This is a genomic window from Pseudomonas sp., assembly GCF_030150285.1.
In the GTDB taxonomy this organism is placed as follows: domain Bacteria; phylum Pseudomonadota; class Gammaproteobacteria; order Pseudomonadales; family Pseudomonadaceae; genus Aquipseudomonas.
The window spans coordinates 96475-107508 of the sequence record NZ_JASLGE010000063.1; the positions used below are offsets into that span (position 1 = coordinate 96475).

Here is an 11034-nt window from a genome sequence, read left to right on the forward strand (position 1 = left end):
GCCTCGCTTGGCGGGCATAACATAAACGAATGAGTATACGGATCTGCGTGAAAACTGTGCAGGCCTTGATGGCACGATGTCTATCAGGGTCTTTATAACGTTAACGTGACAAAGCGTCGCGCATGGCTCGTGTGTGTGCTGTTACTCGATGGGACTGGTAGAATCGCCGCCGGTTCACATGAGGTTTATCCATGCACGATCCCCACAGCGAACGCATGAGTGGCAGCGAGACCCGCGCAGCAGGCGGTCTGGCCCTGGTGTTCGCCTTCCGTATGCTTGGCATGTTTATGGTATTGCCGGTTCTGGCGACCTATGGGATGGACCTCGCCGGCGCAACGCCTGCGCTGATTGGTCTGGCTATAGGGGCTTATGGCTTGACTCAAGCGGTTTTCCAGATCCCCTTCGGCGTTATTTCTGACCGCATCGGGCGGCGCCCCGTCATTTACCTAGGGTTGATTATCTTCGCGCTGGGTAGCGTACTGGCAGCGGGCTCAGACTCCATCTGGGGCGTAATCGCCGGGCGTGTCCTGCAAGGTGCAGGAGCCATTTCTGCCGCCGTGATGGCGCTGCTCTCTGACCTTACGCGCGAACAACATCGCACCAAAGCGATGGCCATGATTGGCATGACCATCGGCTTGTCATTTGCCGTGGCGATGGTTGTAGGGCCTTTGCTGACCAGCGCATTCGGCCTGTCGGGGTTGTTCCTGGCGACCGGGGTCATGGCCCTGATAGGGATTGTGATCATCATGTTTATGGTGCCGCGCTCGACGGGGACGCTACAGCACCGTGAATCTGGCGTGGCCAAGCAAGCCCTGATGCCGACATTGCGTCACCCCGACTTGCTGCGCCTGGACCTGGGCATTTTTGTGCTGCACGCCATGTTGATGTCGAGCTTCATTGCCTTGCCGTTGGCCCTGGTCGAAAAGGCCGGGCTGCCCAAAGAGCAACATTGGTGGATCTACCTGACCGCCTTGCTGATTTCTTTTTTCGCCATGATCCCGTTCATCATCTATGGCGAAAAGAAACGCAAAATGAAACGAGTTTTACTCGGAGCGGTCGGTACGTTGATGCTGACTGAGCTATTCTTTTGGCAGTTCGGTGATAGTTTGCGATCGTTGCTCATTGGCACTGTGGTGTTTTTCACGGCGTTCAATCTGCTTGAAGCGTCACTGCCTTCACTGATCAGCAAAGTGTCACCGGCCGGCGGCAAGGGGACGGCAATGGGGGTTTACTCCACGAGCCAGTTCCTCGGCGCGGCACTGGGAGGCATCCTCGGTGGCTGGATGTTTCAACAAGGGGGGCTATCACTTGTGTTTTTGGGATCCGCAGGTCTGGCTGCACTCTGGTTAGCCTTTGCTGTTACCATGCGCGAACCTCCCTATGTGACGAGCCTGCGCTTGCCGTTATCGCCCGAAGCGATCCGCGAAGCCGGCTTGGTCGAGCGCCTAAAGGCCGTTACCGGGGTTACGGATGCAGTTGTCGTGATTGAAGAAGCTGCCATCTACATCAAATTGGACACCGAATTATTGGATCGCGCGACGCTCGAGCAACTGGTCAACCCAGTGCCGACAGCGCACCCAGCCTAGGAGAACGTTATGGCCCGTGGGGTTAACAAAGTTATATTGGTCGGCACATGCGGCCAGGATCCCGAAGTTCGCTACTTGCCTAACGGTAATGCCGTGACCAACCTGAGCCTGGCAACCAGCGAACAGTGGACAGACAAGCAAACTGGCCAGAAAGTTGAAAAAACCGAATGGCACCGCGTATCGATGTTCGGCAAGGTGGCTGAAATCGCTGGCGAATACCTGCGCAAGGGTTCGCAGGTGTACATCGAAGGCAAGCTGCAAACCCGCGAATGGGAAAAAGACGGTATCAAGCGTTACACCACAGAAATCGTGGTCGACATGCAAGGCACCATGCAGTTGCTGGGTGGCCGCCCACAGGGCGACCAGCAAAACCAGGGTGGCGGTAACAACTACCAGCAATCGGCACCGCGCCCACAGGCTCAACGCCCGGCTGCGCAACAACAGCCACAACGCGAGTCGCGCCCTGCCCCTCAGCAGCAGGCACCGCAACCTGCTCCGGACTTCGACAGCTTTGATGACGATATTCCGTTCTAAAGCGCTGTGGTCTCAAGCCGTAAACACTAAAAGCGATGCCATGAAAATGGCTTCGCTTTTTTATTGCGCACAAAGCCTGTAACTCAGGGACTTTTGAACAAGCTCCACAAAAACGCCATCACCCCTCCTAACGTAGCGATCGCTGCCAGCCAACTGAAAAGTGGCAGACCCAACCACACCGGGCCAGCAGCAGCAATTTGCGGACCGAAGGCAATGACCAGCGCACTCACCAGCAACGCCAGAGACAGCCGTGTCGACGCCAGCCTCAGGGAGCGCTCCAAACGCTCCAGCCCCGGCAGGTCCATACGGACTTCCAGCACACCGTGTTTGAGGCGGCTCACCAGCAACCGCGTCAATTGCGGCAGTTCGCCCAGCAACCCGCGCCCCAATTCAAGGCCATCCAGCCCGAGACGCTTGGCGATCTTCCAGCTCAGTTGTTCTTTGAGCATTTTGGCGATAGCCGGTTTGGCTGTAGTGATAAGGTCCAACTGAGGGTCCAGACGCGTGAGTACGCCATCTGCTGTTACCAATGCTTTGAACAGCACCAGCAGATCGGCCGGTAGCAACAACTGGTATTCACGCATCAGTTCCAGAAAGTCCGTAATCATCGCACTCATGTTCAGTGCTTGAGCGCCGTGCCGCGCCATGTATTCACTCGCGGCTTGTTCGATGGCAGCCATGTTCTGTACGCCATCGCTGTTCCAGTCAATCAGCAACGTCACCAGCACATCGCGGTTGCCCTCGGTCATGGCGCGCATAAAACTCATCACTTCCAAGCGCCTGCGTTCGTCCAGGCGACCGACCATGCCGAAATCGATAAAGCCGACACGATTATCACTCATGGCCTTAAGGTTGCCTGGATGAGGATCGCCGTGGAACAACCCGTCCTCCAAGAGCATTTTGATAAAGGCCCGAGCTCCACGGCGGGCCAGCACGCTCGGGTCCAACCCCTGCTCAATTAATGCCTTGCGCTCCAGTGGCATGTAGCTGGGCAAGTACTCCTGCACCAGTAATCGCTCGCTGGAATGAGCCCAATAAATACGCGGTATGACAATGTGCGGCTGCAGCAAAAAATTGGCCGCCACGGCATCGCAATTAAGGCCTTCCTGGGTGAAGTCCAGCTCTTCCAGCATCGCCCTGGCCAATTGACGGACCATCTTGCGCGGCTGGTATTGTGCCAGTTCGCCGGTTTGCTCGATCAGTTGCGCGATGCTTTCCAACAGCTGGAGATCGGCAGTCATTTTACGGCGCAGGCCCGGGCGTTGAACCTTGACGACCACCTCATCGCCATTGAGCAGCCGCGCCCGGTACACCTGAGCCATCGAAGCCGCCGCGAGCGCAGTGGTGTCGAATTCAGCGAATACATGCTCCAACCCAGTGCCGAGATCCTCAAGAACCTGGGCTTGCAAGTGCTCCCAAGGCAAGGTCGCAGCGCTGCTGTGCAGGGTTTCCAGTTCATCGGTCCACGCGGCTGGCAAGATATCGCTACGGCTGGCAAGGATTTGTCCGAGCTTGACGAACGTGGGCCCCAATGCTTCCAGTGCCTGACGGACACGTCGCGGAGTCCCCGCTTCTTTCACCTGATTGGGCTCCCGCTCTGCCTCGCCCAACAAAGCGCCCAGCCCTAAGCGATACAACACATCCTGAGCACCGAAACTGGCGATGATGATCACAATCTGCCGCACCCGTTGATGATGCTTGAGCGCAGCCCAAGTCGATTCGAGCATGAGGAGCATTCCCGATGGGTTACCAACTGTTCGTTATGTATGACCTGTACACAGGCGGTACGTTCTCAACTCTAGCCTACTCGGCTACTGGCTCTTTCCAAGGCTATGGATTTGTTGATTCTGAGCAGCCTTTGTCTGATTAACATGTGAGAATGCTTTACAGCCATCGTGGGAAGTCTTTCTACGGATTGGCTACGCTGAACTCAAAAAGAGGCGGGCAGGGTTGACTTGCACGAATGCATATCGATCACCCCCTACGGTTTCCAGGAGGTTTACCCGGTTTTGTCTCATTTTAAATCAGTGATGTTACTACTCATTCTGGTGCTTTCAGGGAGTGGAGCGCTTCAGGCCGCGCCTACGCTGGCGTCGGTCATGAAGGCTGAAGAGTCCGATGGCAAGCCGCCGGTGCTGGTCGATGGCGGCTTACTGGGCGCGTTGGGCGCTGGTATGGATGAAGTTCAGGGGCGATTAGGCGTTAGCATCGACTTCCTGGGCATCTGGCGTTTGAGGGTGGAGCGCGCATTCGACGAAGCCGGAGTGCTGATTGAGCAGGCCTACACGCGTCCCTCTTGGGGGGCGATGGCCGACTTTTTCATATTATCGGCGATCTGGTTCAGCGTGTTTGTCGTATTGGTACTGGCGGGGAGGTGGCTGTCACGTCACCTGAAAATGAGCCGATGGGTGACCCACCGACCCCGCCTGCAGTCTCTGGTCGGCAATACCTTGCCCTACATAGTTCCCGCTCTGATCACGTTCATCCTCACGCTTTACGCCAGTCGGTTTATGCACGAATCGATCGGTCGCTCGCTGGGGTTAACGCTGGCGTATGCCAGCAGTGCCGGCGTGCTGTGCGTGGCGCTGGTGCTATCGCTGACGGCAATGTTCTATGTGGGACACAAACGACGTGCCGTTCAGATTATTCGGGCATACGCCAAACGCCCCTTGTTCATGATCGGCTTTCTTTCTGCCCTTAGCGATGCAATGAACAGTTCGACCATCATTCTGGAGGTTGGCGACAACATTGCGAGTTGCGTATCCGTATCCTCCGGGCTGATAGCTTGCGCCATTTTCGGCTACCTCACTGTGCGGCTCCGTCGCCCGATAGCGCACTTGATCAGTAACCGTGGCCTGGCACAGCGCTTGGGTCAGCCGGCACTGCAGGAGTCGTTGCGCATTTTTTCCATGCTGTGGTACTGGCCCATTCTGCTGATGCTATTGGTGTCTGCACTCAACTTGCTAAGAGTGGGAGAAGACAGTGATCGCGCGCTACGCAGCGCACTGCTGACATCAGGGTTACTGATCGCCACCGTGTTTTTGAGTACGGTTTTGCACCATTCATTTAACACCCAAGGGCAGCGTTCCAGTATCTACAAAGAGCGCTTGATGAACGTGCTGTACGCTCTGTCGCGCGTGGCCATTGCCGTAACGTTCATTGAATTGTTGGCGCAAATCTGGGGCTTTTCTCTACTGGCGTTTGCCTCTGATAGCCACACAGGCCGAGTCATCAGCGATTCGTTGGGGCATATTCTTTTGATCTTGCTGGTGACGTGGCTGACATGGGTCGTGCTTGACACTGCGATACAGCAAGCCCTTGAGCCGACAACTAACCGACGCGGAACCCACGAGCCCAATACGCGTATCAAAACTATTCTGCCGTTACTTCGCAACGCGATTAAAGTGGTTCTAGTGGTGGTATGCACCATCACCACAATGGCGAACCTGGGCGTCAATGTCGCTCCGTTCCTGGCAGGGGCCGGCGTCATCGGGCTGGCCATCGGCTTCGGCTCTCAGCAATTGGTGCAGGACGTTATTACCGGGTTGTTCATCATTATCGAGGACACTATTTCAGTCGGCGACTGGGTGGTTGTCGATTCAAGCCATGCGGGAACGGTCGAAGGGCTAACCATTCGAACCTTGCGCTTGCGTGACAGCAGAGGGTTTGTTCACTCCGTCCCGTTTGGCCAGATCAAAGCGGTGATAAACCATTCTCGCCAATTCGCCTTTGCGTATTTTTCGATCCAGTTCACCTACGATACCGATACGGACAAAGCGACGGAACTGATCTGCGAGGCGGGCCGTCAGATTAGTGATGACCCCTTGCTCAGCCTTAGTCTGCAGGGAACATTGAGCGTTTTAGGCGTCGACAGCATGACGCTGGATGGTGTAACCATTACTGCACAATTTCGCACCATGTCCGGTGCACAGAACACCGTAGGGCGCGCTTTTAATGCCCGTCTTAAGAAGCTTGTGGATAAGTCGAACGATGTTCATTTTGCTCAACATTATCCACAGGGCCTTTTAATGCCTTTGCGTGAGCCGGCCAGTTCCGTTACTGACCCGCGACACTCACCGGTACTGCTGACAGATCAACCGCTGCAACCAAGGTGATCACTGCGCGGGGTGGGCGCAGTTTCTCAGTGACGACTGGCCCATAAACCCGCAAAATACGAATGTCTTGATAATGGCCAACAGCTTTTACGGTTGGTCCCCCGATGTACACCATCGTTTTGAATAGACTGAGCCTGCACACTCTATGCGAATGCGCCTTATGTTATTGGGCGGCGGAAATGCTCTCGGGCAGGCGCTGATTCGTCTGGGTGCCGAGGAAGATGTGAATTTCCTCGCCCCTCGTCCGCCGCATGACGGTTGGGACGCCGCGAGCCTGACGCAACTGCTGGACGACACCCGCCCGGATGCGGTCATCAACCTTGCGTACTACTTCGACTGGTTCCAGGCACAAACAGTGAGCGAGGCTCGCTTGGCCAGCCAGGAACACGCCGTCGAACGCTTGGCCGAACTGTGCCAACACCACAACATCATATTGATGCAGCCCTCCAGCTATCGTGTGTTTGATGGTTCGCGGGCCACAGCCTACAGCGAAAAAGATGACCCTGTGCCACTTGGGTTACGGGGTCAGGCCTTGTGGCGCATCGAACAGTGTGTGCGAGCCATTTGCCCACAGCACGTGCTGCTGCGTTTCGGCTGGTTGCTTGATGACAGCGCTGAAGGCACGCTCGGACGTTTCCTGGCGCAAGCTGAAAAGACTGGCGAGTTGCTGATGGCCGATGACCGAAGAGGTAACCCTACGCCGGTGGATGACGCCGCCCGGGTCATCATCTCGGTACTCAAGCAACTCGATTGCGCGGCACCTTTGTGGGGGACTTACCACTACGCCGGGCATGAAGCGACAACGCCGCTCGCACTGGGGCAAGCCATCCTGACCGAAGCCCGCACATTACATCCGCTCGCGATTGAAGCGCCGACTCCTCAGGCCCATGCAGCACGCCCGGATGCGGCTGAAGAACCTCAGCATGCCGTGCTGGCCTGCAAAAAAATTCTACACACTTTCGGGATAAAGCCGCGCGCCTGGCGCACGGCGCTCCCGACCTTATTGGACAGGTTTTATCGTCATGGTTGATGCTCTCGTTTTAGTGACTGGCGGCGCAGGTTTTATTGGGTCCAATCTGGTAGATGCCTTGTTGACCAAAGGTTATGCCGTACGCGTTCTTGATGACTTATCCACTGGCAAACGTAGCAACCTGCCTCTGGATAACCCCAAGGTCGAACTGATCGAAGGCGATGTGGCAGACGCCGCACTTGTGGCCAGAGCGATGCACGGCTGCAACGCGGTGGTTCACTTGGCTGCCGTAGCCTCGGTACAGGCCTCGGTGGATGACCCCGTGCGCACTCACCAAAGCAACTTCATCGGCACGCTGAACGTCTGCGAAGCCATGCGTGAAACCGGTGTAAAACGCGTTGTCTTTGCCTCCAGCGCTGCGGTCTACGGCAATAATGGCGAAGGCGAGTCGATCGCCGAAGACACCCTCAAATCACCCTTGACCCCCTATGCATCGGACAAATTGGCCAGCGAGTACTATCTGGACTTCTATCGTCGCGAGCATGGTTTAGAACCCGTAATCTTCCGGTTTTTTAACATTTTTGGGCCCCGCCAGGACCCTTCTTCGCCCTATTCGGGCGTGATCAGCATTTTTAGCGAGCGCGCTGAAAAAGGCCTGCCGATTACGGTCTTCGGAGACGGTGAACAAACACGTGACTTCCTGTACGTAGGCGACCTGGTAAAGATTCTGGTTCAAGCTATCGAACTGAACAAGGTTGAAGCCGGCGCGGTCAACGTTGGCCTGAACCAAGCCACCAGCCTCAATCAAATGCTGAAAGCGCTTGGCGAAGTCGTTGGCCAATTGCCCCCCGTCAGCTATGGCCCTGCCCGCTCCGGCGACATACGCCACTCACGCGCCGACAACCAGCTTCTGCTGCAGCGCTTCACTCTGAGTGAACCCACGCCAATGAGCGTAGGCCTGGCCCGCTTGCTCGGGCGGTAAGCGATCATGAAAAAGCCCCTGCCATTGTGAAATGGCAGGGGCTTTTCTAGGGTGCGACGCCTGTACCGACGCGCCTGGCCAAGACGGTCAATCCGCTTGCTCAGGTTTTCAGTCACTCAAAACTGCGACTGAAGGTAGTTTTCCAGGCCTATCGACTTGATCAGACCCAGCTGCTTCTCTAGCCAGTAGGTGTGGTCTTCTTCGGTGTCAGCCAACTGAATGCGCAACATATCGCGGCTCACGTAATCTTTGTGCAGTTCGCACAAGGCGATACCTGTGCACAGTGCAGCACGTACCTTGTACTCAAGACGCAGGTCTGCGGCAAACATCTCTGGCACCGTGGTACCGACGTCCACATCATCCGGGCGCATACGCGGTGTGCCTTCCAGCATCAGAATCCGGCGCATCAACGCATCAGCGTGTTGTGCCTCTTCTTCCATTTCGTGGTTGATGCGCTCAAACAACTTGGTGAAACCCCAGTCCTCGTACATACGGGAATGGACAAAATACTGATCACGCGCAGCCAGCTCACCGGTGAGCAACGTGTTGAGGTAATCGATTACATCCGGGTGCCCTTGCATCGCCGCACATCTCCCTGCTTTAAAGACCATAGTGTGAACCAAGCCAGCGAAGACGTCACGGAACAATCGCAATAAAAACGCTAAATTCCGTAGAAAACCAGCCTAAATAACGCAAAAACCGCCCATTTGAGGGCGGTTCTGCTTCTCACTTAGACTTACTTCACGGTTACACCCAAGGCTTTGGCAACGCCTTCACCGTAGGCCGGGTCTGCTTTGAGGAAGTGCTGCAACTGACGCTGAACAACGTCCTCTGTGACCCCTTCCATCGCACCGGCGATGTTGTTGATGAGCAGGGCTTTCTGATCATCATTCATCAAGCGGAACAGAGCACCGGCGTAGCTGTAGTAGTCAGTGTCCTCACGGTGGTCGTAGCGGTCTGCTGTGCCACTGAGCGCCAATGGCGGTTCAGCATACTGCGGGGCTTGCTTGGGCGCGTCAGCGTAGCTGTTGGGTTCGTAGTTAGGCGCAGCACCCCCGTTGTTGCCATAGGCCATGGAGCCGTCGCGCTGATAGTTGTGCGCAGGTACACGCGGGGCGTTGATGGGCAGGTGCTGGTGGTTAGTCCCTACACGGTAGCGGTGTGCATCCGCATAAGCGAATACACGACCCTGCAGCATGCGATCAGGCGACAGGCCGACACCCGGAATCATATTGCTTGGGCCAAACGCAGCCTGTTCAACTTCCGCGAAGTAGTTGAGCGGATTTCGGTTGAGTTCAAGCTCACCGATTTCGATCAACGGGTACTCTTTCTGCGACCAGGTTTTGGTGACGTCAAATGGGTTATCGCGATGAGTCGCGGCCTGCGCCTCGGTCATGATCTGCATGCACACACGCCATTTTGGGTAGTCACCACGCTCAATGGCTTCGAACAGGTCGCGTTGTGCGTAATCCGGGTCAGTACCCGCCAGACGAGCAGCCTCTTCGGGCGGCAAGTTCTTGATCCCTTGCTTGGTTTTGTAGTGCCACTTGACCCAATGACGCTCACCGGCCGCATTGATCAGGCTATAGGTGTGACTGCCAAAACCGTGCATATGACGGAAACCATCGGGAATGCCGCGGTCCGAAAACAGAATGGTGACCTGGTGTAACGATTCCGGTGAGTGCGACCAGAAGTCCCACTTCATCTGTGCACTTTTGAGATTGCTTTGCGGCAAGCGCTTTTGGGTATGGATAAAGTCAGGGAACTTCAGCGGGTCACGAATGAAGAACACCGGAGTGTTGTTGCCAACGATGTCCCAGTTGCCTTCTTCGGTGTAGAACTTGAGAGCAAAACCACGCGGGTCGCGCTCGGTGTCAGCAGAGCCACGCTCACCGCCTACGGTTGAGAAGCGCAAGAAGGTTGGGGTTTGTTTGCCAACCGCCTCAAACAGCTTCGCGCTGCTGTACTGGCTGATGTCACGCGTGAGTGTGAACGTACCATGCGCAGCCGAACCTTTGGCATGCACACGACGCTCTGGAATATTTTCGCGGTTGAAGTGCGCGAGCTTTTCGATCAGGTGAAAATCGTCGAGCAGCAACGGACCACGCGGTCCAGCCGAACGAGAGTTCTGGTTATCAGCAACTGGTGCGCCGCTGGCGGTCGTAAGCGTTTTTTTCTGGCTCATGCTAATCCATCCTCAGTCAGTCTTGATGCTGCCGGCTAATCGGCTGACAAGGAGTATTGACCATGAACTTCATACGGGCAAATGCATTAAATTATCAAGATCCATAGAAAATGATAATCAGACGCGCACAAAAAACCGGGCATTAAGCCCGGTTCTTTGTAGAGACTGACGTCTTACTCAGCGGATACAGCTTCGCCGCCAACTGGACGATCAACCAACTCGACGTAGGCCATAGGCGCATTGTCGCCAGCGCGGAAACCGCACTTGAGGATGCGCAAGTAGCCACCCTCACGAGTTGCATAACGCTTGCCCAGATCGTTGAACAGCTTACCAACCATTGCTTTCGAACGAGTACGGTCGAAAGCCAGACGGCGGTTAGCTACAGAATCGATCTTGGCCAGAGTAATCAGCGGCTCAGCAACGCGACGCAACTCTTTGGCTTTCGGCAGAGTCGTTTTGATCAGCTCGTGCTCGAACAACGACACTGCCATGTTTTGAAACATAGCCTTGCGGTGCGAGCTAGTGCGGCTCAGGTGACGACCACTTTTACGATGACGCATGGTTCATTCCTTACCAAACACAACGTTCGGTGATTACGACGATCAGGCAGTCGCCTTGTCGTCCTTCTTAAGACTTGCAGGCGGCCAGTTGTCGAGGCGCAT

9 protein-coding genes are annotated in these 11034 nt (G+C 55.8%); 5 read left to right on the forward strand and 4 right to left on the reverse strand.

Annotated features, from left to right (window positions below; translation table 11 throughout):
• Positions 1-191 precede the first annotated feature (191 nt).
• Both Q1W15_RS14500 and Q1W15_RS14505 read left to right on the forward strand, forming a co-directional pair.
• Positions 192-1586: an MFS transporter gene (locus Q1W15_RS14500; protein WP_300729692.1), complete on the forward strand. Its 1395-nt coding sequence runs from the start codon at positions 192-194 to the stop codon at positions 1584-1586.
• Positions 1587-1595: 9 nt separating this feature from the next.
• Positions 1596-2120: a single-stranded DNA-binding protein gene (locus tag Q1W15_RS14505; protein WP_300729694.1), complete on the forward strand. Its 525-nt coding sequence runs from the start codon at positions 1596-1598 to the stop codon at positions 2118-2120.
• An 83-nt stretch (positions 2121-2203) separates the two neighbouring features.
• On the opposite strand, the gene Q1W15_RS14510 is transcribed toward Q1W15_RS14505, so the two are convergent.
• Positions 2204-3847 carry an AarF/UbiB family protein gene (locus tag Q1W15_RS14510; protein ID WP_300729695.1) on the reverse strand — a complete coding sequence of 548 codons (1644 nt, stop codon included), beginning with the start codon at positions 3845-3847 and terminating at the stop codon, positions 2204-2206.
• Positions 3848-4129: 282 nt separating this feature from the next.
• Between Q1W15_RS14510 and Q1W15_RS14515 the strand changes: the two genes are divergently transcribed.
• From Q1W15_RS14515 to Q1W15_RS14525, 3 genes are all read left to right on the forward strand, one after another.
• The gene (locus tag Q1W15_RS14515) at positions 4130-6235 is read left to right on the forward strand and encodes a mechanosensitive ion channel family protein (protein ID WP_300729696.1); all 2106 of its coding nucleotides are present in this window, start codon (positions 4130-4132) and stop codon (positions 6233-6235) included.
• Between the two features lie 145 nt (positions 6236-6380).
• Positions 6381-7265, forward strand: a complete 885-nt coding sequence (locus Q1W15_RS14520; protein WP_300729698.1) for a sugar nucleotide-binding protein — start codon at positions 6381-6383, stop codon at positions 7263-7265.
• Complete coding sequence (locus tag Q1W15_RS14525) at positions 7258-8187, forward strand: NAD-dependent epimerase/dehydratase family protein (RefSeq protein ID WP_300729699.1); 930 nt, start codon at positions 7258-7260, stop codon at positions 8185-8187. The genes Q1W15_RS14520 and Q1W15_RS14525 overlap by 8 nt, the downstream gene beginning before the upstream one ends.
• A gap of 116 nt (positions 8188-8303) precedes the next feature.
• On the opposite strand, the gene bfr is transcribed toward Q1W15_RS14525, so the two are convergent.
• From bfr to rplQ, 3 genes are all read right to left on the reverse strand, one after another.
• On the reverse strand, positions 8304-8768 hold the full coding sequence (gene bfr / locus Q1W15_RS14530) for a bacterioferritin (protein ID WP_300729701.1): 465 nt from the start codon (positions 8766-8768) through the stop codon (positions 8304-8306).
• A gap of 155 nt (positions 8769-8923) precedes the next feature.
• A complete protein-coding gene (locus Q1W15_RS14535; RefSeq protein ID WP_300729702.1) occupies positions 8924-10372 on the reverse strand; it encodes a catalase in 1449 nt (482 codons plus the stop codon).
• Positions 10373-10545: 173 nt separating this feature from the next.
• Positions 10546-10932, reverse strand: coding sequence for a 50S ribosomal protein L17 (gene rplQ, locus Q1W15_RS14540; RefSeq protein ID WP_016779185.1), 387 nt, complete (start codon positions 10930-10932; stop codon positions 10546-10548).
• Positions 10933-11034: the final 102 nt, after the last annotated feature.

Bases quoted from the DNA above. Each gene is read 5' to 3' on its own strand.
- Q1W15_RS14500 (WP_300729692.1), top strand. From the start codon at position 192: ATGCACGATCCCCACAGCGAACGCATGAGTGGCAGCGAGACCCGCGCA.
- Q1W15_RS14505 (WP_300729694.1), top strand. From the start codon at position 1,596: ATGGCCCGTGGGGTTAACAAAGTTATATTGGTCGGCACATGCGGCCAG.
- Q1W15_RS14510 (WP_300729695.1), bottom strand. From the start codon at position 3,847: ATGCTCGAATCGACTTGGGCTGCGCTCAAGCATCATCAACGGGTGCGG.
- Q1W15_RS14520 (WP_300729698.1), top strand. From the start codon at position 6,381: ATGCGAATGCGCCTTATGTTATTGGGCGGCGGAAATGCTCTCGGGCAG.
- Q1W15_RS14525 (WP_300729699.1), top strand. From the start codon at position 7,258: ATGGTTGATGCTCTCGTTTTAGTGACTGGCGGCGCAGGTTTTATTGGG.
- bfr (WP_300729701.1), bottom strand. From the start codon at position 8,768: ATGCAAGGGCACCCGGATGTAATCGATTACCTCAACACGTTGCTCACC.
- Q1W15_RS14535 (WP_300729702.1), bottom strand. From the start codon at position 10,372: ATGAGCCAGAAAAAAACGCTTACGACCGCCAGCGGCGCACCAGTTGCT.
- rplQ (WP_016779185.1), bottom strand. From the start codon at position 10,932: ATGCGTCATCGTAAAAGTGGTCGTCACCTGAGCCGCACTAGCTCGCAC.